Origin of the sequence: Nostoc sp. 'Peltigera membranacea cyanobiont' 210A, assembly GCF_002246015.1 — a bacterium.
Taxonomy (GTDB): Bacteria; Cyanobacteriota; Cyanobacteriia; order Cyanobacteriales; family Nostocaceae; genus Nostoc.
In genome coordinates this window covers 481,861-508,244 of sequence record NZ_NOLJ01000003.1, presented here as the reverse complement: position 1 = coordinate 508,244, position 26,384 = coordinate 481,861, and the positions used below count along the sequence as shown (strand labels likewise).

Annotated in this window: 31 protein-coding genes; 10 read left to right on the top strand and 21 right to left on the bottom strand. The window is 41.1% G+C overall.

From position 1 onward, the window contains the following. Positions 1–301: 301 nt before the first annotated feature. The 7 genes from CDG76_RS11415 to CDG76_RS11385 all read left to right on the top strand — a co-directional run bounded on the left by CDG76_RS11415 (position 302) and on the right by CDG76_RS11385 (position 7,626). Positions 302–1,480: a DNA cytosine methyltransferase gene (locus CDG76_RS11415; RefSeq protein WP_094349125.1), complete on the top strand. Its 1,179-nt coding sequence runs from the start codon at positions 302–304 to the stop codon at positions 1,478–1,480. A 168-nt stretch (positions 1,481–1,648) separates the two neighbouring features. Further along, on the top strand, positions 1,649–2,329 hold the full coding sequence (gene deoC, locus CDG76_RS11410; RefSeq protein ID WP_094349124.1) for a deoxyribose-phosphate aldolase: 681 nt from the start codon (positions 1,649–1,651) through the stop codon (positions 2,327–2,329). A gap of 76 nt (positions 2,330–2,405) precedes the next feature. Then, the gene (recO, locus tag CDG76_RS11405; protein ID WP_094349123.1) at positions 2,406–3,353 is read left to right on the top strand and encodes a DNA repair protein RecO; all 948 of its coding nucleotides are present in this window, start codon (positions 2,406–2,408) and stop codon (positions 3,351–3,353) included. Further along, positions 3,340–4,992 carry an MFS transporter gene (locus CDG76_RS11400; RefSeq protein ID WP_094349122.1) on the top strand — a complete coding sequence of 551 codons (1,653 nt, stop codon included), beginning with the start codon at positions 3,340–3,342 and terminating at the stop codon, positions 4,990–4,992. Before recO ends, CDG76_RS11400 begins: the two co-directional genes overlap by 14 nt. A 357-nt stretch (positions 4,993–5,349) precedes the next feature. Next, positions 5,350–6,498: a glycosyltransferase family 4 protein gene (locus CDG76_RS11395; protein WP_094349121.1), complete on the top strand. Its 1,149-nt coding sequence runs from the start codon at positions 5,350–5,352 to the stop codon at positions 6,496–6,498. A 268-nt stretch (positions 6,499–6,766) separates the two neighbouring features. Then, positions 6,767–7,018, top strand: coding sequence for a hypothetical protein (locus tag CDG76_RS38255; RefSeq protein WP_223265213.1), 252 nt, complete (start codon positions 6,767–6,769; stop codon positions 7,016–7,018). Between the two features lie 164 nt (positions 7,019–7,182). Next, complete coding sequence (locus tag CDG76_RS11385) at positions 7,183–7,626, top strand: DUF29 domain-containing protein (protein ID WP_094349120.1); 444 nt, start codon at positions 7,183–7,185, stop codon at positions 7,624–7,626. A 68-nt stretch (positions 7,627–7,694) separates the two neighbouring features. On the opposite strand, the gene CDG76_RS11380 is transcribed toward CDG76_RS11385, so the two are convergent. The 7 genes from CDG76_RS11380 to CDG76_RS11350 all read right to left on the bottom strand — a co-directional run bounded on the left by CDG76_RS11380 (position 7,695) and on the right by CDG76_RS11350 (position 14,281). Next, a complete protein-coding gene (locus CDG76_RS11380; protein ID WP_094349119.1) occupies positions 7,695–8,504 on the bottom strand; it encodes a peptidase in 810 nt (269 codons plus the stop codon). Between the two features lie 10 nt (positions 8,505–8,514). Next, positions 8,515–8,748 (bottom strand): preprotein translocase subunit SecG, encoded by a 234-nt coding sequence (secG, locus tag CDG76_RS11375; protein WP_094349118.1) that lies wholly within the window; start codon positions 8,746–8,748, stop codon positions 8,515–8,517. A gap of 142 nt (positions 8,749–8,890) precedes the next feature. Continuing rightward, the gene (gene gpmI / locus CDG76_RS11370) at positions 8,891–10,489 is read right to left on the bottom strand and encodes a 2,3-bisphosphoglycerate-independent phosphoglycerate mutase (protein ID WP_094349117.1); all 1,599 of its coding nucleotides are present in this window, start codon (positions 10,487–10,489) and stop codon (positions 8,891–8,893) included. Positions 10,490–10,710: 221 nt separating this feature from the next. Beyond that, positions 10,711–12,396, bottom strand: a complete 1,686-nt coding sequence (locus CDG76_RS11365; RefSeq protein WP_094349116.1) for an ABC-F family ATP-binding cassette domain-containing protein — start codon at positions 12,394–12,396, stop codon at positions 10,711–10,713. A 155-nt stretch (positions 12,397–12,551) separates the two neighbouring features. Then, a complete protein-coding gene (locus CDG76_RS37255; protein WP_094349115.1) occupies positions 12,552–12,863 on the bottom strand; it encodes a hypothetical protein in 312 nt (103 codons plus the stop codon). A 52-nt stretch (positions 12,864–12,915) separates the two neighbouring features. Then, positions 12,916–13,749 carry an Rpn family recombination-promoting nuclease/putative transposase gene (locus tag CDG76_RS11355; protein WP_094349114.1) on the bottom strand — a complete coding sequence of 278 codons (834 nt, stop codon included), beginning with the start codon at positions 13,747–13,749 and terminating at the stop codon, positions 12,916–12,918. Positions 13,750–13,783: 34 nt separating this feature from the next. Next, positions 13,784–14,281: a hypothetical protein gene (locus tag CDG76_RS11350; protein ID WP_094349113.1), complete on the bottom strand. Its 498-nt coding sequence runs from the start codon at positions 14,279–14,281 to the stop codon at positions 13,784–13,786. A 391-nt stretch (positions 14,282–14,672) separates the two neighbouring features. Here CDG76_RS11350 and CDG76_RS11345 point away from each other — a divergent pair, with 391 nt between their 5' ends. Together CDG76_RS11345 and CDG76_RS11340 are read left to right on the top strand one after the other, a co-directional pair. Further along, positions 14,673–16,616, top strand: coding sequence for a hypothetical protein (locus CDG76_RS11345; protein WP_223265212.1), 1,944 nt, complete (start codon positions 14,673–14,675; stop codon positions 16,614–16,616). 94 nt (positions 16,617–16,710) lie between these two features. Beyond that, the gene (locus CDG76_RS11340) at positions 16,711–17,439 is read left to right on the top strand and encodes a type I restriction enzyme HsdR N-terminal domain-containing protein (protein ID WP_094349111.1); all 729 of its coding nucleotides are present in this window, start codon (positions 16,711–16,713) and stop codon (positions 17,437–17,439) included. Between the two features lie 52 nt (positions 17,440–17,491). On the opposite strand, the gene CDG76_RS11335 is transcribed toward CDG76_RS11340, so the two are convergent. Both CDG76_RS11335 and CDG76_RS11330 read right to left on the bottom strand, forming a co-directional pair. Continuing rightward, entirely contained in the window at positions 17,492–17,950 is a 459-nt protein-coding gene (locus CDG76_RS11335; protein ID WP_094349110.1) for a DUF29 domain-containing protein, read from the bottom strand. Positions 17,951–18,019: 69 nt separating this feature from the next. Further along, on the bottom strand, positions 18,020–18,382 hold the full coding sequence (locus CDG76_RS11330; protein ID WP_012410694.1) for a helix-turn-helix domain-containing protein: 363 nt from the start codon (positions 18,380–18,382) through the stop codon (positions 18,020–18,022). Positions 18,383–18,622: 240 nt separating this feature from the next. Between CDG76_RS11330 and CDG76_RS11325 the strand changes: the two genes are divergently transcribed. Continuing rightward, on the top strand, positions 18,623–19,069 hold the full coding sequence (locus CDG76_RS11325; RefSeq protein WP_094349109.1) for a hypothetical protein: 447 nt from the start codon (positions 18,623–18,625) through the stop codon (positions 19,067–19,069). 9 nt (positions 19,070–19,078) lie between these two features. Here the strand turns inward: CDG76_RS11325 and prfA are convergent, their stop codons facing one another. From prfA to CDG76_RS11265, 12 genes are all read right to left on the bottom strand, one after another. Continuing rightward, the gene (gene prfA / locus CDG76_RS11320) at positions 19,079–20,176 is read right to left on the bottom strand and encodes a peptide chain release factor 1 (protein ID WP_094349108.1); all 1,098 of its coding nucleotides are present in this window, start codon (positions 20,174–20,176) and stop codon (positions 19,079–19,081) included. A gap of 104 nt (positions 20,177–20,280) precedes the next feature. Continuing rightward, on the bottom strand, positions 20,281–20,523 hold the full coding sequence (gene rpmE, locus CDG76_RS11315; RefSeq protein ID WP_094349107.1) for a 50S ribosomal protein L31: 243 nt from the start codon (positions 20,521–20,523) through the stop codon (positions 20,281–20,283). A 180-nt stretch (positions 20,524–20,703) separates the two neighbouring features. After that, positions 20,704–21,120 (bottom strand): 30S ribosomal protein S9, encoded by a 417-nt coding sequence (gene rpsI / locus CDG76_RS11310; protein ID WP_012410698.1) that lies wholly within the window; start codon positions 21,118–21,120, stop codon positions 20,704–20,706. Further along, a complete protein-coding gene (rplM, locus tag CDG76_RS11305) occupies positions 21,120–21,581 on the bottom strand; it encodes a 50S ribosomal protein L13 (RefSeq protein WP_012410699.1) in 462 nt (153 codons plus the stop codon). Before rplM ends, rpsI begins: the two co-directional genes overlap by 1 nt. Before the next feature lie 65 nt (positions 21,582–21,646). Further along, positions 21,647–22,495, bottom strand: a complete 849-nt coding sequence (gene truA / locus CDG76_RS11300) for a tRNA pseudouridine(38-40) synthase TruA (RefSeq protein WP_094349106.1) — start codon at positions 22,493–22,495, stop codon at positions 21,647–21,649. 117 nt (positions 22,496–22,612) lie between these two features. After that, entirely contained in the window at positions 22,613–22,963 is a 351-nt protein-coding gene (rplQ, locus tag CDG76_RS11295; RefSeq protein WP_094349105.1) for a 50S ribosomal protein L17, read from the bottom strand. 32 nt (positions 22,964–22,995) lie between these two features. Continuing rightward, a complete protein-coding gene (locus tag CDG76_RS11290; protein ID WP_094349104.1) occupies positions 22,996–23,943 on the bottom strand; it encodes a DNA-directed RNA polymerase subunit alpha in 948 nt (315 codons plus the stop codon). A gap of 310 nt (positions 23,944–24,253) precedes the next feature. Then, positions 24,254–24,649 (bottom strand): 30S ribosomal protein S11, encoded by a 396-nt coding sequence (gene rpsK, locus CDG76_RS11285; RefSeq protein ID WP_012410703.1) that lies wholly within the window; start codon positions 24,647–24,649, stop codon positions 24,254–24,256. A gap of 54 nt (positions 24,650–24,703) precedes the next feature. Then, positions 24,704–25,084, bottom strand: a complete 381-nt coding sequence (gene rpsM / locus CDG76_RS11280) for a 30S ribosomal protein S13 (RefSeq protein WP_094349103.1) — start codon at positions 25,082–25,084, stop codon at positions 24,704–24,706. Between the two features lie 115 nt (positions 25,085–25,199). Then, entirely contained in the window at positions 25,200–25,313 is a 114-nt protein-coding gene (gene rpmJ, locus CDG76_RS11275; RefSeq protein ID WP_015129703.1) for a 50S ribosomal protein L36, read from the bottom strand. Positions 25,314–25,430: 117 nt separating this feature from the next. Next, positions 25,431–25,655, bottom strand: coding sequence for a translation initiation factor IF-1 (gene infA, locus CDG76_RS11270; protein ID WP_006276978.1), 225 nt, complete (start codon positions 25,653–25,655; stop codon positions 25,431–25,433). Between the two features lie 174 nt (positions 25,656–25,829). After that, the gene (locus CDG76_RS11265) at positions 25,830–26,384 is read right to left on the bottom strand and encodes an adenylate kinase (RefSeq protein ID WP_094349102.1); all 555 of its coding nucleotides are present in this window, start codon (positions 26,382–26,384) and stop codon (positions 25,830–25,832) included.

Here is a 26,384-nt window from a genome sequence, read left to right as displayed (position 1 = left end):
AAAACCCTATATCTAATTGTGACTCCAGACTGTTTTTCTGTCAGGTATTTTCCTTAAAGATTGAGTAAACTTTGAGATGTAATACTTAGGGAAACTATAAATTTTTTTTACTATTTAAACAGTTTTTCAATTGTTATTTTTTGATTGGTACCTACGTAGAAGTCCTAAGTATATTAGGTTTTACCAACTCTTAAAACCAAATTGGGATAGTTAGTATTAACTCTCTCTATAAGTTACGCACATAACCCATTTTCATAGAATCTCAATATTAATAAGATTTTTTGATCGTACTAGTAATTCAATGAGCGATCGCCCTTGTATTTTCTCTTTTTTTGCTGGCTCAGGTTTTCTAGATTTAGGTTTTGAAACCAGCGGTTTCAATATTGTTTATGTCAATGAAATCTTCGCCCCATTCATCGCCGCCTATCGCCATTCACGAGAAGTTCTGAAAATGCGATCGCCTGAATATGGATATCATCACGGTGAAGCCGCCGATGTAACAAATCTTATTGCCGGAAAAGAAGCGCAACGCCTTCAAGAATTAGTCAAAAACTGCCGCAAATCTCATAATATAATTGGTTTCATCGGCGGGCCTCCCTGTCCTGATTTTTCTATTGGTGGAAAAAATAGAGGAGGTTTGGGAGAGAATGGTAAGCTTTCTGCTTCTTATGTTGAATTAATTTGCCGCAATCTTCCAGATTTCTTTTTATTTGAGAACGTTAAGGGTTTATGGAAGACAACAAAACACCGTTTATTTTTTGAATCGCTCAAACAACAATTACAGGAAACAGGCTATATATTAACAGAGCGGTTAATCAATGCTATTGAATATGGTGTACCTCAGGATAGAGAAAGAATTATTTTAATTGGTTTTAAAAATAATTTTCTTCACGATATCGGAATAAAAATAGGTAGTGAAAAGTTACTACCTGAGGGATATTTTCCTTGGAATAATTACATTTTACATCCTCCAGAAAAAGTTTTTGCTTACCCCTGGTGTAAGTGTGATCCATTCCAAGAAAATTCTCTAATACCTTGTCCTGATGGCATACCTGAAGAACTGACAGTTGAATACTGGTTTAGAAAAAATAACGTTCTGAAGCATCCTAATACTGAACACTATTTTCAACCAAGGGCAGGGATCACTAAATTTGCTGCTGTTCAGGAAGGAGATAATTCCAGGAAGTCTTTCAAACGTCTACATAGATGGCGTTACTCTCCAACAGCTTGCTATGGAAACAATGAAGTACATTTACATCCTTACAAAATCCGGCGGATTTCTGTAGCAGAAGCTTTAGCTATCCAATCTTTGCCTACAAATTTTGTACTTCCAGAAAACATATCACTTACGAATATGTTTAAAACGATTGGTAATGGCGTCCCATATTTGGCATCGAAGGCGTTAGCTCAAACTATTATTAACTTCTTAGGAACTGCTGTGAAAAACACTGTTAATACTGCTAACCTTACTACCACTTAACGTTAACTTAAATACTTACAGTAATTCCGGGTTATCTGTAAAGCCAAAATTTCAGACAAGTCAGCAGCTTGTTTTCAGGATAAACTCGTAATAAATGTGGTTTAATATATATATAAGAAATGCTTTAATTTTTTATAAATTAATAATCAATCACTGGCAGAAGACACGATGGCAGCAGACTATCCAGACATTGATATTGCGCCATTTATCGATCACTCCCTGTTAATACCGACAGCTACTCCAGAGCAGGTTGAGCAATGGTGTGAAGAAGCATACAGATTCAACTTTGCGGCGGTTTGTCTGTTCCCCGCTAATGTTAAGCAAGCAGTAGAACTCCTCCACGGTAAAAACCCTAAAGTCTGTACGGTGATTGGTTTTCCTTCTGGTGCAACGACTTCAGCCGTGAAACTGTATGAAGCTCAAGAAGCGGCGGATAGTGGGGCAACTGAGTTGGATGTAGTCATGAACTTGGGCTGGTTGAAAGCTGGCAAAACTGAAGAAGTCCACCGGGAGATTGCCGAAATTTGTGAAGAGACTGGGCAAACGGTCAAGGTGATTTTGGAAACTAACCTGTTGACAGATGCAGAGAAAAAAATAGCTGCTGAAATCGCTATGGAGGCGGGAGCAGCATTCTTAAAAACTAGTACAGGTTGGAATGGTGGTGCCACAGTGGCAGATGTACGACTTTTGCAGGAATTGGCAAAAGAAAGGGTAGGAATTAAGGCTTCAGGTGGTATCCAGACTATCAATCAAGCTCTAGACTTAATCGTAGCGGGTGCTACTAGATTAGGCACATCTCGCGGTATGGATTTGATCCGTCAGCGCGATAATCTGGGGAAGGGTGAATAGTCATTTGTCCTTTGTCATTTGTCCTAAGCTAATGACCAATGACTAATTACTAATGGCTAATAACTACTAATGACTAATGAGTAGAACCTACAAAGCAACTGGTATTAATCTTAAAACCCAGGCGCTAGGAGAATCGGATAAAATAGTGACGATTTTGACACGAGAATTCGGTTTGATTCGAGCCGTGGCTCCAGGGGCACGTAAGCACAACTCCAGCCTGGGCGGTAGGAGTGGGATGTTCGTTGTGAATGAACTATTGATTGCCAAAGGGCGATCGCTTGATAAAATTACTCAAGCACAGACTTTAAAAACTTATCCTGGTTTAGCTAAAGATTTGGGAAAACTGGCTGCCAGTCAATATTTAGCAGAAATAGTTCTGTGTGAAGCTTTGAGCGAACAACCCCAAGAAGAACTTTATGATTTGTTCAATGAACATCTCCATCGCTTAGAGGCGGTGTCTAGTGCAAATCCATCTGGTGTTTTAGCTCATCTGGCTCATGGTGTATTTCACCTTTTAGCCTTAGCAGGACTGACACCGCAAGTGCAAATCTGTTGCCTATCTCAGCACCCCCTCAAACCAGACTTTACAGACCCCAACTGGCAGGTAGGATTTAGTATCCCTGCGGGTGGAACGGTTTCCTTAGAAGCTAGGGAACGTTTACGAAAAGAAGGGCAGAGGGAGATTAATAACCAATACCCCATGCCCAATGTCCCATCCTCCATGACGCCAGTTGCTTCAACGGAGGGAACCTCCGCAACGCACTGGCTCCCCAATACCCAAACAGTTGTTGTGCATCGGCAAGAAATACCTGTAATTTCTAGTCGTTTGGGTGCTATGGAACTGACTTTGCTTCAACACCTGTCACAACCAGAGATAATGCAAATTGATGGTGCTAGAGATCATAACTGGTTATCTGTTGAGCAGATTTTGCGCCAGTATGCTCAGTATCAATTAGGTCGCCCTATTCGCTCTGCTACCTTGATCGACTCTTATTTTGCTGCCAACCATGATGCAACCCTCTGATTTGGATAAGAAAATCCTGCCTTTGTCACCAAGCCTCGCCAAAAAACAGAATAGGGTATCAGATCCTACAGTCAGGAATCACTTGAGTGCTGTTCCCAAGTGTACACCTAGTCAAATAAATGGCCAAGAAATGTCCCCAAAAGATGTTTCTCAAAACGATCAAAGTTGGACAGCGGAGATCCCAAAAACTGATCTTCCAAGCCAATCAGAAACACAATCAGAGGACAAATTAACCACTGCTGAGGTAGATAGTAACGGTGCTAGCAATGGACAGAATTTGCCAGTAGCCACTATCCCAGAAAAAGAATTACCAAAATTAGATGGGTCTGGTTCAGGTGGAGAAGCTATTGCAGGAAATGTAAAACAGCTAGGATTTTTACCTGTATTGAAAAATCCTAATTTCTTGGCTCTTTGGGGCGGTCAAGTTTTCTCCCAACTAGCAGATAAAGTTTATTTAGTCTTGATGATTGCCTTGATTAATACTCAATTTCAAGGGAGCAATCAGAGTATTAGTGGTTGGGTATCAGTCTTGATGATGGCTTTTACTATTCCAGCCGTATTGTTTGGTTCCGTTGCTGGTGTGTTTGTTGATCGCTGGTCGAAAAAGGCTGTGCTGGTGGCAACGAATATTTGGCGCGGCATCCTAGTTTTGTCAATTCCCTTCCTGGTGTGGTTGACTCATGACTGGAAACCCATAGGAGTGCTGCCAGTGGGTTTTTTGATCGTTCTGGGTGTGACTTTTTTAGTTTCGACTTTGACGCAGTTTTTTGCCCCGGCAGAACAGGCGGCAATTCCCTTAATCGTAGAAGAACAGCATTTACTCTCGGCTAATTCGCTTTACACAACAACGATGATGGCATCGGTGATTGTTGGGTTTGCCGTTGGAGAACCGTTGTTAGCGATCGCTGATGGACTTTGGCTGCAAATCGGTGGTAGTGGTAGTTTGGGCAAAGAACTTTTAGTAGGTGGCAGTTATGCGATCGCTGGACTAATTTTGTTCTTTCTGGCAACTAAGGAAAAACATCACCACCCCGATACAGAATTCCCTCACGTATTCTCTGACTTACGAGACGGTTTTGCCTATCTCAAAGCAAATCATCGCGTCCGCAATGCTTTGCTTCAACTGATTATCTTGTTTTCTGTTTTTGCAGCATTAACTGTTCTAGCCGTTCGGATGGCAGAAATAATTCCCAACATGAAAGCCTCACAGTTTGGCTTTTTGCTAGCAGCTGGTGGTGTTGGCATTGCGGCGGGAGCAACAATTCTCGGTCAATTTGGTCAACGCTTCTCCTATACTCAGCTAAGTCTGTACGGTTGTATGGGTATGGCAGCATCCCTAATTGGTCTATCAGTATTTACAACTCAACTGTGGCTAGTCTTGTTACTGGTGACGCTATTAGGTATCTTTGGGGCGCTAGTGGGAATCCCGATGCAAACTGCCATCCAAACAGAAACACCTCCAGAAATGCGTGGTAAAGTTTTTGGCTTGCAGAACAATGTAATTAATATTGCCCTCTCCTTACCTTTAGCATTAGCTGGTGTCGCAGAAACCTTTCTGGGATTACAGGTAGTTTTTTTGGGATTAGCTGCGATCGTCTTTTCAGGAGGTATATTAACCTGGTATAACTCGCACAAGTAGTTATCAGCTAACAGGAGTTATTATTCATTACCTTGAGGTAATTAATATTTACTTAAAGCTTTTGCGTTCATGGTAAACTGTGGTCAGTGAAAATTTATCACATACTTGCCGGATATGAATCTGACATTAGTCGGAATAAGTTGTTGAAATATCAGAAATTAACAACTTACTAACTAAAATAAATAAAGCCATCAATTCACTGGTTTAATAAGCTGACAATAAGCTTTTTAAACTAGTAGAAAGTTTTGGAAATTTTTAATAAATAAAAAAACCAGCAAGTATAGCTAGATAAAAGAAAAATCACAAAGGACACACAAGTAATACATTAAACCCGCTTTTCTTACAGCTAAATAAAGAATGCGTATAGCCTGGATTGGAAAAAAATCACCCTTTTGCGGCAATGTTACCTACAGTCGAGAAATTACAAATGCCTTGCTAGATAGGGGACATCAAGTTAGCTTTCTTCACTTCGCCCAGGAAGATTCTGAACCTGATAATTGGCCAAATCTTCGAGAGGTTTCCCTACCTTTCATTTACAAGTCCCAGGTTTACACGATTCCCACTTTTAAAGCCACCAAAGTTTTAACCGATTCACTGCGGGAAATCAAACCAGATGTAGTCCATGCTTCCTTGACCTTATCTCCTCTAGACTTTTTTCTACCAGAAATCTGTGAGGAACTGAGGTTGCCCTTAGTTGCCACTTTTCACACACCGTTTGCTGGCAAGGGAGCAAAGCTGGTATCGGGAACACAACTTTTGGCTTATCAGCTCTACGCACCTTTTTTAGTTAACTACGATCGCGTGATTGTATTTTCCCAAATTCAGCGAGAATTATTAGCAGGGATGGGCGTGCGGGAAGAAAATATTGCTGTAATTCCCAATGGTGTTGATACCGCTAAGTATTCTCCAGGATTTTCTCAAATTAAAGCAGAATTTAAAGCCGATCGCTTGTTTGTCTATCAGGGTAGAATAGCGCCAGAGAAAAATGTCGAAGCCCTCCTCCGCGCTTGGAAGCAGTCGGCAATGGGGCCTGGTACTAAGTTGCTAATTGTTGGCGACGGCCCTTTGAAGTCTTCCTTAGAGCCGTTTTTTGGTTCAGAATACGGCATTATCTGGTTGGGATTTGTCGCTGATGAAGACCGACGCATCGAAATTTTGCGGGGCGCAGATGTATTTGTTTTGCCTTCATTGGTAGAGGGTTTATCCCTATCTCTGTTAGAAGGAATGTCATGTGGGTTGGCTTGTTTAGCAACAGATGTGGGTGCAGATGGAGAAGTCTTGGAAAAGGGCGCAGGTATCGTTATTAGTACCAAAACAGCGCGATCGCAATTAAAAACCCTCTTACCAGTGTTGCAAGACCATCCAGAGTTAACAACGCTACTGGGGCAAAAAGCTAGACAGCGCGTATTAGACCGCTATACCCTTAGTAAAAATATTAGTCTGCTGGAAGAACTTTATAAAGGAGTTTTAGCACAGCGACCTCTACCACTAAGTCGCAGAGCGTAAGGAAAGGGAAAAAGTGCGATCGCACTGTAAATCTTAAGATGGCAATAAGTGCGATCGGGTAAAATACAAATACCTAACTAAGAATTCTCTTACCAGTTTTACAAGGCTATCTAAAGTTAACAAAATGAAGTATCACGCAAGTCAGATAAAGTTGATAAATATCCCTGACTTAGAGCAGCTAGAACATGGAAAGTGCTGCCGAACATACGTCTATTGCTTCACAAATCCGTAGCCTGAGCAAAACATTATCGATCAAATTGCAAATAGTTTGGAGAAGAGATTCATCTTTTCAAAGGAAGTATATAAGATTCCTGAAGATGTTGAAATTTGTGCATCTATTTTTATCGAGCGTTTACAAGATAACGAAGCCAGAGTTCGTGTTTTGACAGATCAACCAGAAGAAGATTGCGTTTACATCTTTGGGACACATACTCTGCCACGCAAAATTGAGGAAAGGTTTGGAATTGTACAGTCGATTCAGGGGGAACAGAGAGAGACTTGGATTACTGACAGACGGTAGGGTAGAACTTTTGCTTGATTGTTCTTCTGGGAGTCGCTGGATATTTTCTGACTTAACTTATGGGTGCTGTGTGTGTTTTTTTCTGGGCAATTATCGGCAAAAATTAATAAATTAGTTAGAATTAAATAATAAATAATAGTAAATTAAAGCTAAAAAATCAAAAAATGACTGCAATCATCGACATAAAAACATTATATGAATCCAATTACCTGCAATGGTTAGAGGAGACTATTAAATGTCTCAAAAATCGAAAATTAGCAGACGTTGACTATGAAAACTTAATAGAAGAATTGGAAGATTTGGCCAAAAATGAAAAAAGGCGAATAAGAAGTTTGTTGGAACAAATTATTAGACATTTATTACTTTATCAATATTGGGATTTAGAAAAGCCAAGAAATTCTAATCATTGGGCTGCGGAAATTATTAGTTTTCGGAACCAAATAAATGAAGATTTAAGTGCCAATTTACGCAATCATTTAGAAGAGAATTTTAGCATAATTTATAGCAATGCCTTAGATTATGTTAAGGCTAAAACAAATTTAACCAATTTACCTGAATTATGTCCTTATACCTTAGAGCAAATTTTGGATAAAAATTGGTTGCCTTAATCTTAAATTTTGATTTTTTACACAAAACATATTCATATTTTATATTTTAACTCAGCAACACCATAAAATTAAGTCGCTGAATTATCCACTAAAGACCATCCTAAAGTAGTTGGCTGTTCATAAACCCGCTTTAGAGTATTTACGTCTCTGGGAGAAATAGACGGCGGGTTACGAACTTGAGAAAAATATAGCGCATCAGTTTGTAGCGGACTATGACCCCAAATTCCCAACGCATGACCGAATTCGTGGCGGGCTGCGGCTTGGATATACTCACCTGTTTGACTGGGACTTAATAAGATGGTGAAGCGGTGGGATAAAACGTTGTTGCTGGTGTATAACTCGTAAGTAGTTTGTGCCGATCGCGCACGGGGTATATTACTATCAGGGGAAATTTGTAAAGGTGGCGCTTTTCGTACAATCGTAATATCAGCAATTTCTGGCTGTTCGACTATTGTTAAAGGTAAATAAGTACTCCACTCCTGTACACCCTGCAAGACAGCGTTAACCCATGCTTGAGCTTGTTTTTCACTGACGGCTTTTGGTGGTTCTACATAAACTCGAATGGGAAATTGTGACCAGACTAAATAACCTACCTGAGTTGTTGTGACTTGGGAAAAGTAGTCACCACTGTTAGTCTTATCTTGCCACTGTGCAAGTGTAGGCGGTAAGGGATGGGATTTTGGGAGAGATGAGGGGAGAGAGATTATTAAGTCTGAATATACATATTCTGGTATTATTGTAAACCCTTTACTCGACTGGATATTAGTAAAAACGATCAACAGCCCTGTGCCAGAAAATAAGGCAAGAGCTGTAATTAACCGTCGTGAAATTAAATTTATTAGGGTGTTAACTATCGGGTGTTGGGTTCTTTTCCCCATTTACCTATCCTTATTTAGGCAGCCAACCAGCACTTAAAACTACTGTTAAACCGAGAAAAACTACTGTCAATGCCCAAGTAATTCGGTTTAAGGTGTTTTCTGCACTTTTGGTGCTGCTAAATAGCTGGGCTTGTCCGCCAATGGCCCCAACACCATCACCTTTAGGGCTATGCAGTAAAACTAAGATAATCAAACCAGTGGCGGAAAATGCCCAAATGCTTTGCACGATATTACTAACTGTCATGGGAGGAATCTCATTTATAACAATTTTTCAAACAGGGGATCAGGGTTGGAAGTTGGGAGTTAGGAGTTAGGAGTTAGGAGTTAGGAAAGTTTTAATTCATCACTCTTTACTATTAACTCTTAACTCCTCACTTTTAACTGTTTTACAGCCCCATTTGTACGGGGGTGCGAGTGCGTTGCAGCTCATATTCTGCTGTTTTCAGCAGCGATCGCCCGGTCATTTCTGGTGGCTGAGGCAGCTGTAAAATCTCTAGAATTGTGGGGGCGATGTCGGATAGCTTGCCATCGCTTCGCAGTTCGACATTTGTACCATATCCAGGGATTTTGACTTTCTCTCCTTCTACCAAGATGAAGGGGACTGGATTAGTAGTATGAGCTGTCCAGGGATTACCCCCTTCATCTAGCATATACTCAGCGTTGCCGTGGTCGGCAGTAATAATTGTTGTACCACCGGCTTTGATAACGCTTTCTAACAAGCGACCCAAACAGCGATCGACTGTTTCAATTGCTGTAATGGTAGCGTCGATTTGACCAGTATGCCCTACCATGTCTGGGTTAGCATAGTTAATCACAACTAAGGAATACGTACCCTTTTGAATCGCAGCGATCGCAACATCTGTAACTGCTACTGCTGACATCGCTGGGGCATGATCGTAAGTCGCTACCATTGGGCTACTTACCAGTTCCCGATCTTCTCCGACAAAAGGTTCCTCCAGACCCCCATTAAAGAAATAGGTGACGTGGGCGTATTTTTCTGTTTCGGCGGTGCGGAACTGATTCAAACTATGATTGGCTATGACTTCTCCCAGAATGTTACTGAGATTCTGCGGCTCAAAGGCTACAGCCACGGGTAGGTCTGAATCGTACTGCGTAAAGGTGACAAAAGACAGTGGTGTGATCTGCTGTCTTTCAAAACCGTTAAAAGTGGGACTAACCAAAGCTTGAGTTAATTGTCTGGAGCGATCTGGGCGGAAGTTGAAAAATATCACCCCATCCCCTGGTTCTATTGCGCCGGGTGCAATTCGGATTGGGTTGACAAATTCATCTTTTACCCCTTCGGCGTAAGATGCTTGCAAGATTTCCACAGCCGTGCGATCGCCACCTATACCATCTTGGGTCATCACATCATAAGCGCGTTTGATCCGATCCCAGCGGTGATCGCGATCCATCGCGTAGTAGCGACCGCTGAGGGTGACTATGCGTCCAATTCCCGCGCGGTCTATATAATCTTGCAGCAATGTGATTGATCTTACACCGTCAGTAGGGGCGGTGTCACGACCATCGGTGATGGCATGAATACAAACTTCTGGAATTCGCTGGTTTTTGGCTAAGTCAAGTAGTCCGAATAGATGGGTGATATGAGAATGTACCCCTCCCTCAGAACAAAGGCCTACTAGATGCAGCTTGCTATTCCGAGAACGAACTTCCTGGCAAATTTTGACCAGTGCTGGGTTTAAGGCAATAGAACCGTCTTCGACCGCATCAGAGATGCGTACCAGTTCTTGCGGTACAACTCGCCCAGCACCAATGTTCAAATGACCTACTTCCGAGTTGCCCATTTGACCTTCTGGCAACCCTACGGCTTTTCCTGATGTGTGGATGAGGGTATGCGGGTAAGCTGCCCATAAACTGTCCACGATGGGAGTTTTAGCAGCAATAATGGCGTTTCCTCGCGTTTGGTCGCAGTAGCCCCATCCGTCTAAAATGACTAGCACCACAGGAGCAACAGGTGCTTTGGTCATAGTAAAATTGCCCTTTACTTTTTGTAATACCCGAATGATACCACTGCTAATCCACGCCGCAAGTGAATTTTTGCTTATTAACTTCTTTTACGAAGGACTTGCAGTTTTTGGAAATAGTTTTTAACTTTTAGTAGTTTTTCTGTGATTTTTTTGAACACTAATAACGAGTGATTACTTAGTAGTAGCGTTTTAGCACTACTACTAAGGTGTTATCCAATCCTTTATTTCCTTTTTGTAGAAGCTTTTGCAGCTTTCTTAGCCGCTTTTTGGGCTTCTATAGCAGCTAACTTTGCTTGTTCTTTTTCTTCGGCAATTTTCTGGAGATAGTAATGATAGTCTCCTAAGTAAACGCGGAATTCACCATCACGAATCTCGACGATTTTGTTAGCTACTTGAGAAATAAAGTAGCGATCGTGGGAAACTACAATTGCCGTACCGTCATAATTTTTGAGCGCTTCTTCCAGCATTTCTTTAGCTGGAATATCTAGGTGGTTTGTCGGCTCATCTAGAATTAGTAAGTTCGCGGGACGTAAGAGCATTTTTGCCAACGCCAGACGAGCTTTTTCTCCTCCACTTAATGCCCCAACTGCCTTAAATACAGTATCACCAGTGAATAAGAAGCGTCCCAAAAGGGTGCGGACTTCTTGATTATCCCAGTCTGGAACTTCATCATGGATAGTTTCCATGACAGTTTTCTTCAAATCCAAAGCTTCAGCTTGATTTTGCTCAAAGTAACCGGGAATAACGTTATGATCGCCTAATTGAACACTACCTTCTGTGGGTGGTTCCATACCCATAATTACACGCAGAAGGGTGGATTTCCCAGCACCATTGGGGCCAAGAAATGCAATGCGATCGCCTCTTTCAATTAGAAGATTTGCTGCCAAAAACAGGATTTTATCACCATAAAGATGAGTTAAATCTTTAATTTCTACTACCTCACGTCCACTGCGAGGTGCAGGTGGAAAACGGAAGTGGAGAGTTCTTACCCCAGCAATGGGTGCTTCAATACGCTCAATTTTATCGAGTTGTTTTTCTCGGCTTTTTGCCTGGGTACTGCGGGTAGCACTAGCGCGAAATCTATCAACAAAGGTTTGCTGTTTCTCTAATTCTTTTTGCTGACGTTCGTAAGCACTAAGTTGTGCTGATTGACTTTCGGCTTTTTGTTCCAAATATGCTGAGTAGTTACCAAGGTAGGTACTGGAAACGCCACGTTCAGTTTCCACAATTTGGGTGCAGAGGCGGTCAAGGAACTCCCGGTCATGGGAGACTATTACCATCGGTGTAACTAGCCCTCTGAGGTAATTTTCCAACCACTCAATGGTTTCTAAATCTAGGTGGTTAGTCGGTTCATCCAGCAGTAACAAGTCGGGTTTTTGCAGGAGGATTTTACCCAAACTCATCCGCATTTGCCAACCACCACTGAAGGCACTGACGAGGCGATCGCCATCTTCTAGCCCAAACCCCATCTCTGGTAAAATTTTCCCGATACGTGCATCTAAGTTGTAGCCATCCAAGGCTTCAAATTTGCGCTGCAAGCGATCCAACTTGTCGATCAGTCGATCCAGTTCCTCTGGGCTAGCCGTTTCCATCTCTTGTGGTATGTGCGCCAGAGATAACTGTACTTCGTTGGCTTCTTTGAAGACAGTCCAAAATTCTTCTCTAACGGTGCGAGTGGGGTCTACTTCAAACTCTTGGTTGAGGTAGGCTATGTGTAAGCTATTAGGACGGATAATTTCGCCTGCGGTGGGTTCCATTTCCCCAGAGATGATCTTTAGCTGGGTGGACTTTCCAGCACCGTTGACACCGACTAAGCCAATGCGATCGCCTGGTTTAACTTCCCAGTTGATATCTTTGAGAACTTCGCCTGTGGGATAAATTTTACTTATATGTTCTAGTCGCAGCATTAAGTTTCTCTCAGGTAGGGAGTGGGTGGTTGAGGACGAAGTACTAACACCGCCTCTAATATTAACAAAAATTAACTATAAAATCGTCGTGAGAAAGTTTGGAAGCCGCAAACCGAATTTGGTTTGAGCCACGGATAAAATTTACCACATCCATCTCAAGGCTGGCTTTGTGTCACTTGTCTAACTTCTTCGACACTGAAATCAAATGCCTCAGCCACTTGTTCCACTGTCACCCCAAATTTCAACAAGGTGGGTATTAATTTTAATTTGGCTCTACGCTCCCCTATTTGGATGCCATCATGATAAAGTTTCGCATTTTGAACTTGGTTTATAGTTAAACCTAATCCCTCCGCAACTTGCTCAATAGTTAACGCTAAATCTAATAGACGAGGTACTGATTGCCGTAAACCTTCCAAACGCCCTTCTTCAAATGCTTCTTGATAAATTTTTGTATCTTTGAAACTCATGGTTCCTATGGTTGTAGTCCACCAATTCCTCTACTCCTTGATCAGAAGAATCCTACTGCGCGGCTTGTCTGACTTGTTCGACACTCAAATCTAGCGCCTGTGCTACTTGTTCTAGAGTCAACCCAGCTGCCAACATTGCTGGTACTGCTCTGAGTTTACCTTGCTCAATGCCTTGAACCTTACCTTGTTCAATGCCTTGTTCGATGCCTTGAACCTTACCTTGTTCAACACCCTCCTGAAAGGCTTCCTGATAAAATCTGGTTTGCTTTAACTCGCTTAATCCAAACATTTCCTCCATCTCCTCCCTACTCATTGTGGGAAACTTATAAGCCAAAATAGTCTCGATAAATTGTAATAATTGCTGCTGTTTTGGTGGTGAGTTTATCTCGGACTTAGTTCTGTCTATCAACTCTCTTGCTTGTGCGATCGCTATATCGTCGGTTGCAATTACTAATTTAGCAGTTGCAATGCCAATTGGAAGCGATGCAGCTTCACCTAATTCATCCAAATAAATGCGCCTGACGCGCCCACTTGTGAAAAACTCACGGTAATGTTTAATATCGCCTGTATCTACATTCCTGTTTGGGTATAAAACCACAGCACCCCAATCATTCGATGGTTGATTCTGACGGAGGTATAAACATATTTCTGCAATTAGCCGTGAATAAATTTCCCCATCAGCTTGAAATTGCACTTCAACAAAGTAAATCGGGTTCTCGCTTCCTTGTGTCGGTAGAAACACACCATCGATTCTGAAGGCTGTTTGTTTGATTTCAACTGATGAAAATTGATAAAGGCTAGCTTCTTCTGGAGGATTACCAATAAGTTCAAAGAAGATATCAGGGAATTCTTGAAACAGCCGATAAAAGATGATGTCTGTTTTCACAATTTTATATCATTTGAAAATTTTGATTTCCTGTTCATGTGTTACTTGATTCTTCAGAACCATCTCGCACTTCCAGCAACCGCTCTTTTGCCATCCCTAATATACGTGATAAGGGCGCTAACAAACTATCATCAAATGGTTCTCCAGCATAAATATTATTCAGTTCGGTAGGGGATAATTTAAAGGTGTCACAGAACTTAGCAAACTCCTGATTACTCAAATCAAGCTCTTTTTGCCTATCCTGAAGTAAAACTGCGATCGCTCTAGTTCCATGCTTCGGACGCTCACTAGTTTTTACATATTTTTCCATTAAATAATTGACTTTTCTGGTATCGCCGCCGATTTTTTTAATTAAATCAGTACAAGCCATTTTCAGCGCTTTTTTTAAAACTTCTTCTTCATTTAAAATTTTAATAATTTCCCTGGCATATTCTGGTTTAAAAAAACCTACCAAATTACCTTGATGATAAACTGGTATATAAGGATTATTCGTTTCAAGTTGCCAATCTAAAGGCTCATTGCGTAGCGACATAGTTGCACCCCTAAATATTTTCAGATTGCACCATTTTAAAACCATTTATTCCTTAACTGCCAGTAAAATACGCTAGCCCTGGCGATTAGAAATCGCACCTATACAGACAAAACCCACCTCCGTGGGTTTCAACTTGCTGGAGTCCACGCAGATGGACTTAGTTTGTGTAGCCATTACGTATTTCTTCCAGAACCTTTAACTCAGCCAAAATTAGCGATCGCCTTGCTAATCACCAAGTGGCTAAAGTCTTACCAGACAAGGAGTTGGTAGTGTTATGAGGCTGTTGTTAGATATTCAACCATAATGGGCATACTGTAAATATCAAGTAATTAAGCATCGAAACAGGGTAAACAGTATGTTGACGATAACGTGGCAAGAAGAGATCGCATCTTTGAAACAAGATTTGAGGAAGGAAATAAATAAAATTTCAGGTCATTCTGAAATTAATATACCTAATCATATTTGCATTAATAACCTGAAATCCAAGTTAGAGCGATTAGATGAAATAGAAAAAATTCTTAGTATAGAAAAATATAAAATTGCTTTTATAGGTACTGTTGGGCAAGGAAAGACTACAGCTATTTGTCATCTTTTTAACTTGATAAGCGACTTTCATGTTTCCAAAAATACCAAAGAGTTACTATCAACGGGATCAGGTAAAACTACTATATGTGAAGTAATTATAAAATCTGCGGAAAAAACTTATATAGAAATAGAGCCTTATACAGTTGATGAGATGGAAAATCTTATTTTTGAATTCTGCGAATATATTGCAGATAAAAATAATACTCAAGCAGATCAAAAAACAATTATTTCTACAGAAGTTGAAAGGGCTATTAGAAATATTATAAAAATGAATTTTTACAATAAAAAAATTGATGGTGTTAAAAATAAGACTAAAAGAATTGACACAGCTAAAGAAAAGCTTGATTTATTCGGATTTGTTGAATTTAAAAAACTTGCTTTGAATAATGCAAATCTACAATCTAGGATTACGAATAAGATTGAATTTGATCATCAAAAAAATGAGCAAGAATGGATAAAGAACACCTTTGCAGCTATAAATAATGTTGAGCTTGAGGAGTTTGCTATTCCTAGAAAAATATATCTTTATTTGAGCTATGATGTTTTATCTGGCTCAAACTTATCTCAGTTCGATTCAGTTGTGGATACTAAAGGACTTGATGAAAATCCAATTCGTAAAGACTTGCAGAAATATATTGAGAGTCAGGATACTATCTGTCTCTTTGTTACTCCCTTTAATGATGCCCCTGAAGCTAATATTAGGAATTTAATAGGTTATTATCTTACATCTAAATCCAAAGATTTTCATCATAGATTTGTAACTTTGGTATTGCCTCACAAAAATCAACCTGAACAAGTCAATGGATGTGATGGAGATTGGGATACAGGAATTCAAATCAGAAAAGAAGAAGTTCAAACTACATTCAGGAATTTGAATTTAGATTTTTTCCTGGAGAATATTTTGTTCTATGATGCATTTAGGTACTATGGGGATGATATATACACCAAAGAATATGTACAGGCGGATAAAAATGAATTTATCGAAGCCATAGCCGATGTAGTAGAACGTAGACAAAATATTTTATTGGATGAAATAAAGAATATCCAAGAAAACTTTACGAGAATAAAAAATGGTGATGCTTTGACCATAGCAGAAATCAAGGCAATTGAAAATGCGATTCAGAGGATAAAAGATTTACGGGATTTAAGTAAAAGTGTACCAAGTCATAATTTTAAAGACCAAGGTCAAGATAAGGGTTTTGTTACTAAATATGTTGAACACTATCGTACTAATCCTAAAGCATGGAATACAAAACATGCTATCCATAGTAACTTCGGTTACTATGATCCAAAGAATATAGACATATATTACGATATGAGGGTTATTGCTGAGGGAAGAAATGAAGATGAGATGTTGAAGAAGTTTACAAAACCAGCAAAACAGGAATTAGAAAATATCCTTAATGAGCTTACATCTGCAAATGAATCTTTAAAAACATTTATTCCTGAATTAGTTATACAATTTCATTCATTGTATGACAATTTTATAAGTGAAGTAGGAAAAAAGATTCAAAAGAAAGCTGAAGAGAAACTCTCACCTCAAAGCGAAACCTCTAAATTCTGGGAGGCTCTAATTAATGAAAAAGGTAAAGTAAGACCTCCAGATGAAACCTATACCGATAATGTATGTCAGACCCTAAAAAACGAACTTGAAAAAGATAAAAGTTTAAATACATTTTTAGAGATTCAAACAGTGAAACATTGGGAAAAATTAGTTATTAAACTATTAAGCTTTTTCGGAGATAAATAGACAGATATAAACTTTAAATTGCATAGGAAAGACAGAGGACGCTATCTGATTGCGTCCTTAAAATTCTTTTGTTACTAAATAAATTTTACTATCTATGAAAAGCTTAAGTGAAGAAATATCCATCAAACTAAAGATATACAAGAGAAGTTATACAGAATATACAAAATGCTTGATTAGAGGAAGAGAAGTTGTTCTTGATGGAAGACCTGAAGAAAAAGTTAGGCAAATATTTATCTACTTTATGATAAATAAAAGTGGTTTATTTCCAAATGAAATTGATATCAAAGTTGAATCTAATAATCATGATATAGAACTATATAAAACTGTCAAGAATAAATATTTTAAACCATATCACCCTCCTTTGATGATTGTGGAAGTGAAGCGAGAAGAAGAAGACTTACAGAATCATGAGGAACAGATTGAAAGATACCTAAAAAAATCTGGTTCAGAAATAGGTATTTTATATAATTATCATGAAATTATTGCATATACGAAAAAAGACGCAGTATTTACGAGTAATTATCTCAATAGTCTTAAAGATATACCACCGTTAATTTTACAAAATTCTAATAAGTTAGAGAAGGATATATTAGAATTTGAAAAAGCTGTAAATGGAAGTTTTGATAGTTTTATTTATCTTGTTAAGAAGTATGGTGAATATAAGCTGAATACAATAACTTTTAGACTTAAAGGTGAACAATTACCTGTATCAGGCACTTTCTTTGAATCTCAAGATCATCAGGTGAACTACCTTAGAAATGGTAAAAAGCGGCAAAGCTTAAATTCCCAAGATTTTGAAAAGTTAGTTTCTATTATTTATTGACAAATATAACTTGTCTCCAAATAACAAATGATCGTAAGAAAAATTGCAGGAATTATCCTTCCCAGTCTTGACGAGTATCGCACAGAAAATTGTCTGCGATCGCATCATCAAATAAATACGGGCAATACTCTGGAAAAGTTCGTAATGGTAAGTTAGTTTCTCGTAGCGCCAAATCAACTCCCGCTTCAAAGCCATCTAACAAAGCTTCTTCTATTCGAGACTTTAAGCTAGGGTTCTGTCGCAGATGCCTGCGGATAGCGCGACGCTGTTCTCGAATTGTTAAAAACCAACTGCGAGAGCGTTGTTCGGGTTGAAATTCCCACTTCAAGAGATGACCGAGTAATACACTCAGACGACTCACGAGTTCCCGATACTCCTGTCTCCCCAAAGCTTGAATTTCTTCTTGCAGGTGTTGCCAGTCTAGTTCCATAACTAGCCTCTGCTCTAACGCTTTAGCCTGCTGCTGTGTCCAGCCATAGAAGTCTTGGTCATACAAAAAAGGTTTGTCCATAGAGTTGAATCTTGACAGCAAAAGATCACAAGCTAGTTTGATGATTTAAATTCAATCCTGAACAAATATTCAACTTGCTTTTGCTTCATCCCCGGATGCTTCAGCCACAGCCGCCAATCTATCTGCCGCAGCTTGCACAATTTGAGCCACTTGGGCCAAAGGCATGTGCTGGATTTGTCTCAGAATTAGACTCAAATCTGAGGTTTCTGGAATTGGCTTGCCATCAATGCAGCTGATTAACTCTTCCATTGTGTAGCCTGCTTTCGATGCGATTCGAGCCAAATTTTCCGTATCTGGCACTTTCACACCTTTTTCCCACATCTGAACAGCAGTAGCAGATACTCCCAAAAGCTTACCAAATGCTCGCTGACTCATTGAACCGCGAGCTAGTTTAATGATTTCAATGAGTTTTTGTTTGCTTTCGATCTTCACTGCTTATATAGCTAGCCAACTTTATTTACAAGTCTACTTTCAATATTACAAGTTTACTTTTATATTGACAGCCTTGTGTTTTAGTACTAAACTATATCTCTGGTTGTAAATCGACAACTACAGGCATCAAGCTAGTAGAATAACCCATCTATCTTTAATCAACCCAAAAAACTTAGTTTGCTACGGCGGTTGTGCTAGTAGCTAGACTTTGCTGCGAAGAAATAATATCGAAGGTGCATCATGTTTCGCAAGCCACGCAAAATTAACCAATATCGCCGCAAAGGTAAAAACCTTATAGCCACTAATAAAATTAAACCAGAACAGTGGAACATTTCTGACGCAGAAACCAAAGAAGCTTTGAAAGTTAAAGGCTACGATGTTAAGCAAATCAAAAAAATCCACCTTCTGAAGCATCAAGTGTGTATTTCCTACTGGGATGTAAAAGGCAATATATGCAGCAGCTTTTTTAGCTACAGGATTTTTGCGCGTTGGCAAAAAGAAATAGTAAATTTAATTTATACCTGTCAAACCCTGAAGGAATGGGCGAAGCTAAATTATGTTATGAAGTACGAATTTGCTTATTACCATTATCCCAGTGAAATAGAAGATATACTCCACGCGATATTAGAAAACCACCTGTGTGTGTTAAAAGAAACAGAACAACAAGTGGTTTTACAAAATATTTAACAGTAAAAATTAGTTAGCGGCAGAAGTCGCTAACTCCGCCAGCCGTTCCTGTTGGTCTAGAGATATACAAGATTGGATAAGTGTCTCTAAATCACCATCCAAAACAGGGGTAAGGGAATAATTCTGACCTAACCGATGATCGGTAGCGCGGTTATCTTTATAATTATAGGTGCGAATTTTTTCCGATCGCGATCCAGTACCAACCTGCGATCGCCGCATGGAAGTTACTTCTGCTTGTTGTTCGCCTAACTTGATGTCATACAACTTCGCCCGCAGAATTTGCATCGCCCGTTCTTTGTTTTGCAACTGGCTGCGTTCTTCTGTACAGAAAATGCGTATTCCCGTTGGTTTGTGCATCAAGTCAACGGCTGTTTCCACCTTGTTGACGTTTTGTCCACCAGCACCACCAGAACGGGCTGTAGTCATTTCAATATCTTTCGGGTCAATATGAATTTCCACATCATCCACCTCTGGCATAATTGCCACAGTAGCTGTGGAAGTATGAACCCTTCCCCCAGATTCAGTTGCTGGCACGCGCTGCACACGATGCACTCCAGCTTCAAACTTTAGCTGGCTATAAACGTCATTACCTTTAATTTCTAAAATGACCTCTTTCCAGCCACCCATTTCTCCGCGAGATTCGCTCACTAGAGAAACTTTCCAACCTTGAGTTTGGGCATAGCGGGTGTACATCTGCATCAAATCGCCAGCCCAAATACTTGCTTCATCGCCACCAGTACCAGCGCGAATTTCCAACATGATATTCTTTTCATCATTGGGATCGCGTGGTAGCAGTAAGACTTTCAAGCGAGACTCTAAATGTTCTATTTTTTCTTCAAGTTCTTTTACTTCCAGTGATGCCATTTCTTGCAACTCTGGGTCACTTGCAGATTCTTTGTAAACTTGACGCGCTCCGATTAAGTCTTCTTGGGCTGTTTTCCAAATTTCATAAGTATCAACGACCTCTTCCAAAGAAGAACGAGACTTAGCAATTTCTTGATATTCATCAGGATTGCTAGCGGTATCGGGGTCGCCAAGACGACGTGTTAATTCATTAAAGGTTTGTTCAACGGATTTTAGTTTATCCAGTAAGTATGATTCAGCCATGACGATTGCGATCGCTCCTTAAAAAAATAACAAATTGGCTCGAGCATATAAATGAAAATCGACCCAGCTGATGCAGGGCCGTCGTTAACAGCAGAGCCAACCCGCTACTTTTTGTTTTGATCGTCGTCAGATGTTTGAGTGCTGCTCATACCGTACTTGCGGAGGAAGCGCTCTACTCGACCCTCAGTGTCAATAATCTTCTGAGTGCCGGTGTAAAATGGGTGATTTCCAGACCAAACATCTACGTGCAATTCTGGCTTGGTAGAGCCAATGGTCATAACAACTTGACCGTTGCAGTAAACTTTAGCATCTGGATACCACTTGGGGTGAATATCAGCTTTAGCCATTGTTCTTTTTGTGATGAATCTATATCAATTATAACTTTCAGGCTTCAATTGGAGCTAGGGATTAGGGACTGGGGAATAGGGTGGGAAAGATGAAAATAACAGACTTTTCCCAAGACTCAATTCTCAATACTTAATCTCCGGTACCCAGTACCCAGTATCCAATACCCAGTACCCAATCGCTTATCGCTTAGAGTACTGAGGTGCTTTCCGAGCTTTATGTAAACCATATTTCTTCCGCTCTTTTGCTCTCGGATCGCGAGTCAAATAACCTTCGGTTTTCAAAGGTGGGCGGTTGTCTGGGTCTAGTTGGCACAAAGCACGAGCAACTCCCAAGCGAACAGAATCAGCCTGTCCGGTCAAGCCGCCGCCTTCTGCTTTTACCAAAATGTCATATTCGTTTTCTAGTCCCAGAGTTTCCAGGGGTGCTTTGATCACTCCCAGGTAGTTGGGGTTAAATTGGAAATACAAGTTTCCATCTTTACCGTTCACAGTCAGTTGACCTGTGCCTGGAACCAAGCGTACCCGTGCTACTGCGTTCTTACGACGGCCAGTACCCCAGTATACGGCGCGACCGCTATTAGCATCTGCTACTACCATTAATTTTCTTCTCCAGGAATTGTACTAACTTTTAGTTCTTTAGGTTTTTGAGCATCATGGGGATGCGTAGGCCCAGCGTAAACTTTCAGCTTAGTGAACAACTGCTTACCGAGGCTATTTTTAGGTAGCATACCTTTAACAGCTTGTTCTAAAATTCGCTCTGGTATGCGGTCTTGCAGTTTAGCGAAAGTTTCCGTTTTCATCCCACCAGGACGACCAGAATGGCGACGGTAAAGCTTTTGAGTGCGCTTTTTGCCTGTGACTGCTACTTTCTCGGCATTGATGACGATTACGAAGTCACCTGTATCTAGATGAGGTGTATATTCGGGTTTCTTTTTGCCTCTCAATACCTGGGCGATTTCGCTGGCGAGGCGACCGAGACGTTTATCGGTGGCATCTACTATGTACCACTCACGCTCAAGGGTTGCTTGAGAAGGAAGGTATGTTTTAACTGTTGTCATTTGTCATTTGTCCTTTGTCATTTTTAATTTGTCATTAGTCATTTGTCTTTTGTCATTTGTAGTTACTAAGAACCAATGACTAATGACTCTTGACTAGTGACGAACTTTGGCAAGGTGTCGTACCAAATCTCTTTTGGAAAGGGAAAATCGGGATAGCCGACTCGCAACAAACACAAGCCTTGAGGCGGTGCGGCATATTTCACTTCTTCCCGGCGTTCTTCTTTCCAGAGTTCGGTGAAGCTAGAAAGTGTTCGTTGTCCAGAACCTACTTCTACCAGCATCCCTACCAACAGCCGTACCATGCCATACAAAAATCCATCTGCCTGTATTTCAATATGGATAAATGGCCCACTGCGACGACACTCTGCTGCTTGCACCTCTACCCAGGAATGCGATCGCTTTGAGCCTGCACGGTGAAAAGCAGCTAAGTGATGCTTTCCCAATAGAGGTTTCAAGGCAGCTTGGATTAAAGATTCATCCAGGGGTGCATAATAATAATGCCAACTGAAGGGTCTTACAAACAAGTTAAGCCGATCTTCAGTATATATTGTGTAGCGATACCGTCGATAGGCTGCACTAAAGCGAGCGTGCCAACGGTTATCGACACTAGCTGAAGCCCTGATTAATATATCTGGCGGCAGGTAGCTGTTGAGGATTGTTGCCCACTTGTGAGGCGGAATAAAACCTGTTGCTTCAAAATGGGCTACTTGAGCAGCAGCGTGAACTCCCGAATCGGTTCGCCCAGCACCGTGTAATGTTACATGATGCCCAAGAATAGTAGCGATCGCAATTTCAATCTCTTCTTGGACTGTCCGGTGTTGTTTTTGCCGTTGCCAGCCATGAAAATGAGTGCCAAGGTATTGGATTACCAAGGCTACTCGATGAGTTTGTGTAGGCTGGTGGCTTTCTAACATACAGATTTTGTCCTACCCTACGGGAAGCCGCCAAAGGGCGTCTATGTCATTTGTCCTTTGTCAGTTGTCCTTTGTTATTCACTAATGACCAATGACTAATGACTAATGACCAATGACTTAAACCAATTCAATTATTGCCATTTTTGCATTATCACCCCGACGCGGTACGGTACGCAGGATGCGGGTATAACCGCCCTGGCGATCGCCATATCGAGTTGGAGCTTGCTCAAATAGAGCGTGAACCAGTTGTTTGTCGAAGATATAGCCAAGAGCTTCCCGACGTGCTGACAAGGAGCCATTTTTGGCTAGGGTAATCATTTTTTCCACTTCACTTCTTAGAACTTTCGCTCTAATTAAAGTGGTGGTGATCTTACCATGACGGATCAGCTCGGTGGCGAGCGATCGCAGTAAAGCACGGCGTTGATCGGCTGGTTTACTGAGTTTTTTGACGCGACAACGGTGACGCATAATTATGCACTATGAATTATGAACGGTTTTTCTTAAGGGTGTTTAGAGCCTCTTTCCATTGGCAGGGTAATGCCCAAGCGTCTCTGCAAAGCTTCTACGACTTCTTCTGCTGACTTCTGCCCAAAGTTCTTAATTTCTAAGAGGTCTTCTTGGGTATAATCCAACAAATCTGCCACAGAGTTAACTTGTGCCCGTTTGAGACAGTTATATGCCCGCACAGAAAGTTGCAACTCTTCGATGGGTATCTGGGCAGTTGGATCGTCTGGAATATCGGAACCTGTGTCTGTTGGTTCTAGGGAGATATCTTTCAACGGGTTGAATAAATCTACCAAGATCGCAGCAGCAGAAGATAGTGCTTCTTGAGGGGAAATACTACCATTTGTCCAAACTTCCAACAGTAGTCGGTCTTTTGGAATCAAGCCTTCCCCACGAGATTCTTCAACACTGTAGTTGACTTTTCGCACTGGCATAAATATCGAGTCGATTTGCAGAAAATCCAACGATGTGGCTTCCTCACGTCCTCGCTCTACAGTCCGATAGCCTTTGCCCTTCTCGATCCGAAATTCCATTTCTAGCTTTCCACCCTCAGCGATGGTGGCTACATACTGAGTCTGATCAATTACTTCTACTTCACTGGGCAAATCAAAATGTGCCGCAGTGATTGTTGCTGGGCCGCTAACAAGTAATCTACCAATCTGGGGCTGCGAAGAATAGTTCTTCAGGATAACTTCCTTCATTCTCATGAGGATTTCCAACACATCTTCCCGCACGCCCGGAACTGTGGCGAACTCATGTGAAACGCCCGCAATCCGCACTGCTGTAACTGCTGTACCTTCTAAATTAGACAGTAAAACCCGCCGCAGTGCGTTGCCAACAGTTGTCCCTTGACCGCGTTCGAGAGGTTCCAAAACAAATTTACTGTAATGGTTCCGACTTTCTTCGGTATTCGACTCTACACATTCAATTTGAAACTGCGCCACGGATGAGCCTCCCTTCTTCTAAGGTGCTGCTAGCAGACAAATCAATTGCCTCCCGAATTGAATTTATGTCCTGTAGATTATAGGTATATCAAACTACTACTATAAAGTTACGGTATAGTTTGACACTTCTATTGAGCTTGCAGGTGCTAATAATATTTTGGGTAGCCCGAAGCCTAACAGCTTTCCCGGTGGGAAAACCTGACACGCTTCTGGTCGCCCAAACTTTGACTCAATGACAGTTTGTACGTTAGACGCTCAAGCGGTCATTGCTGGCTGTCACTTTTTGCCCTCACTGCCCAAGTCTTAGTATTTAAACTCGACGGCGCTTGGGTGGACGACAACCATTGTGAGGAATCGGGGTAATATCCCGAATCAGTGTAATTTCCAGCCCTGCTCCTTGGAGTGCCCGGATAGCGGTTTCTCTACCTGCTCCTGGCCCACTGACCATTACCTCAATTTGGCGCATTCCTTGATCGATAGCTCGACGGGCTGCGCTTTCCGCTGCGGTTTGCGCTGCAAAGGGAGTTCCCTTTTTTGCTCCCTTAAAACCGCTAGAACCAGCACTGGCCCAGGAGATGACATCTCCATTTTGATCGGTAATGGTGACAATGCTATTGTTGAAAGTAGACTGGATGTAGGCCATCCCACTGGGTACATTCCGTTTCTGCTTCTTGCTCCCGGATTTTTTAGTTGGTTGTCTCGCCATACTTGTTTAGTTGATTTAAGGTAAAACTTGCTCGGATTAGCAAGCGTTGCAAAATTATTTCCCTGGAGCCTTCTTCTTCCCAGCCACTGTCTGCCTTCTGCCTCGACGGGTTCTGGCATTGGTGCGAGTTCTTTGGCCTCTGACTGGTAAGCCCATGCGATGACGACGGCCTCTGTAGGTACCAATGTCAACTAAGCGCTTGATGTTCAAAGACTCCAAGCGCCGCAAGTCGCCTTCAACTTGATAGTTGCTTTCTATTTCCCCTCGTAGGGCTGTTACATCGGCATCACTTAAGTCCTTAACGCGGATGTCTGGATTCACACCAGTTGCCGCTATAATTTCTTGAGCGCGTGATAACCCAATTCCGTAGATGTAAGTTAGACCGATCTCGACGCGCTTATCGCGTGGAAGGTCTACTCCGGCAATACGTGCCACAATGAACTCTCCCTATTGTTGTCGCAATTACTGTTGGTTGGAAAAACGTGATTAATCGCGTCTTTTCGTTTTAATGATGATATGCCTGTTACAACTAGCTCTGTTGGTAAGAGCGTTATCCTTGACGTTGTTTGTGCTTGGGGTTCACGCAGATCACCATGACGCGACCACGACGTTTGATAACGTTACATTTTTCACAAATTTTCTTGACTGAGGCTCTAACTTTCATGCCTTTTATTTTTTGACTCCAAATATAAAATTATAGCATTTCTAGGGAAATTAATCCAGTTAAATGACTAATAAACAGTCAAAAAAATGGTTTTATGGTAAAATTCTCTACATATAGTTACTTCTTGCGTAGTCGATAGGTGATTCTGCCTTTGGTCAAGTCGTAAGGGGTTAACTCCACCTTGACGCGATCGCCGGGCAAAATCTTGATATAATTTCGGCGAATCTTGCCGGAAATGTGTGCTAGCACGTTAAAGCCATTGTCCAAGTCAACGCGAAACATCGCATTGGGCAAGGACTCTGTAACCGTGCCTTCCATTTCAATCAAATCTTGCTTAGACAATTTGTTTTTTCCTCAACTCAACAATTTCGTGTTTAGTTGCAGCGCTTCATCTGCAAAGAAACACATTTTAAGAAATATATCAACAGTTTATTAATATATCTTAGCTAAAATTGATCTTTTTCTTGGGAGCAGTGAGGGGATTGGGAATTATCTACTCCCTACTTCCCCTCTTTTTCAGGAAGCGATTACCTTTTGTAGTTCATCAGTGACATCTTCTTGGGACTGATTGCCATTGACTGTTAGGAGTTTTTTGCGATCGCCATAATAATCAATTAAAGGTGCAGTTTCAGCGCGGTACACTTCTAAACGACGACGAATCACCTCTTCGGTATCATCTTTTCGTCCTCTAGCTAGCAAACGTTCGATGACAATTTCATCTGGTGCATCTAAATTGACTACCCTTTCGCCACCTTGATGTATTGCTTCTAGTAACTTCTCCAAAAAAGCTGCTTGGGTCACTTTTCGGGGAAATCCATCTAGAATCCAACCATTTTTGGCATCTGGCTGACTGAGGCGCTCCTGTACCAAGTCCTCCACTAGCTGGTCGGGTACTAACTCGCCGCTATCAACATAACTTTGAGCTTTGATTCCTAAAGGAGTCTGCTCTTTCATGGCTTGTCTTAATATTTCACCCGTAGAAATATGGGGAATATTCAAGTGTTCAGCCAAGGTTTGAGCTTGTGTTCCTTTACCCGCTCCAGGTGGCCCCAAGAAGATTAATCGCGTCAC

Excerpts from the sequence above, each read along its gene's own strand:
- CDG76_RS11415 (WP_094349125.1), top strand. The coding sequence starts at position 302 with ATGAGCGATCGCCCTTGTATTTTCTCTTTTTTTGCTGGCTCAGGTTTT.
- deoC (WP_094349124.1), top strand. The coding sequence starts at position 1,649 with ATGGCAGCAGACTATCCAGACATTGATATTGCGCCATTTATCGATCAC.
- recO (WP_094349123.1), top strand. The coding sequence starts at position 2,406 with ATGAGTAGAACCTACAAAGCAACTGGTATTAATCTTAAAACCCAGGCG.
- CDG76_RS11400 (WP_094349122.1), top strand. The coding sequence starts at position 3,340 with ATGCAACCCTCTGATTTGGATAAGAAAATCCTGCCTTTGTCACCAAGC.
- CDG76_RS11395 (WP_094349121.1), top strand. The coding sequence starts at position 5,350 with ATGCGTATAGCCTGGATTGGAAAAAAATCACCCTTTTGCGGCAATGTT.
- CDG76_RS11385 (WP_094349120.1), top strand. The coding sequence starts at position 7,183 with ATGACTGCAATCATCGACATAAAAACATTATATGAATCCAATTACCTG.
- CDG76_RS11380 (WP_094349119.1), bottom strand. The coding sequence starts at position 8,504 with ATGGGGAAAAGAACCCAACACCCGATAGTTAACACCCTAATAAATTTA.
- secG (WP_094349118.1), bottom strand. The coding sequence starts at position 8,748 with ATGACAGTTAGTAATATCGTGCAAAGCATTTGGGCATTTTCCGCCACT.
- gpmI (WP_094349117.1), bottom strand. The coding sequence starts at position 10,489 with ATGACCAAAGCACCTGTTGCTCCTGTGGTGCTAGTCATTTTAGACGGA.
- CDG76_RS11365 (WP_094349116.1), bottom strand. The coding sequence starts at position 12,396 with ATGCTGCGACTAGAACATATAAGTAAAATTTATCCCACAGGCGAAGTT.
- CDG76_RS37255 (WP_094349115.1), bottom strand. The coding sequence starts at position 12,863 with ATGAGTTTCAAAGATACAAAAATTTATCAAGAAGCATTTGAAGAAGGG.
- CDG76_RS11350 (WP_094349113.1), bottom strand. The coding sequence starts at position 14,281 with ATGTCGCTACGCAATGAGCCTTTAGATTGGCAACTTGAAACGAATAAT.
- CDG76_RS11340 (WP_094349111.1), top strand. The coding sequence starts at position 16,711 with ATGAAAAGCTTAAGTGAAGAAATATCCATCAAACTAAAGATATACAAG.
- CDG76_RS11335 (WP_094349110.1), bottom strand. The coding sequence starts at position 17,950 with ATGGACAAACCTTTTTTGTATGACCAAGACTTCTATGGCTGGACACAG.
- CDG76_RS11325 (WP_094349109.1), top strand. The coding sequence starts at position 18,623 with ATGTTTCGCAAGCCACGCAAAATTAACCAATATCGCCGCAAAGGTAAA.
- prfA (WP_094349108.1), bottom strand. The coding sequence starts at position 20,176 with ATGGCTGAATCATACTTACTGGATAAACTAAAATCCGTTGAACAAACC.
- rpmE (WP_094349107.1), bottom strand. The coding sequence starts at position 20,523 with ATGGCTAAAGCTGATATTCACCCCAAGTGGTATCCAGATGCTAAAGTT.
- rpsI (WP_012410698.1), bottom strand. The coding sequence starts at position 21,120 with ATGGTAGTAGCAGATGCTAATAGCGGTCGCGCCGTATACTGGGGTACT.
- rplM (WP_012410699.1), bottom strand. The coding sequence starts at position 21,581 with ATGACAACAGTTAAAACATACCTTCCTTCTCAAGCAACCCTTGAGCGT.
- truA (WP_094349106.1), bottom strand. The coding sequence starts at position 22,495 with ATGTTAGAAAGCCACCAGCCTACACAAACTCATCGAGTAGCCTTGGTA.
- rplQ (WP_094349105.1), bottom strand. The coding sequence starts at position 22,963 with ATGCGTCACCGTTGTCGCGTCAAAAAACTCAGTAAACCAGCCGATCAA.
- rpsK (WP_012410703.1), bottom strand. The coding sequence starts at position 24,649 with ATGGCGAGACAACCAACTAAAAAATCCGGGAGCAAGAAGCAGAAACGG.
- rpmJ (WP_015129703.1), bottom strand. The coding sequence starts at position 25,313 with ATGAAAGTTAGAGCCTCAGTCAAGAAAATTTGTGAAAAATGTAACGTT.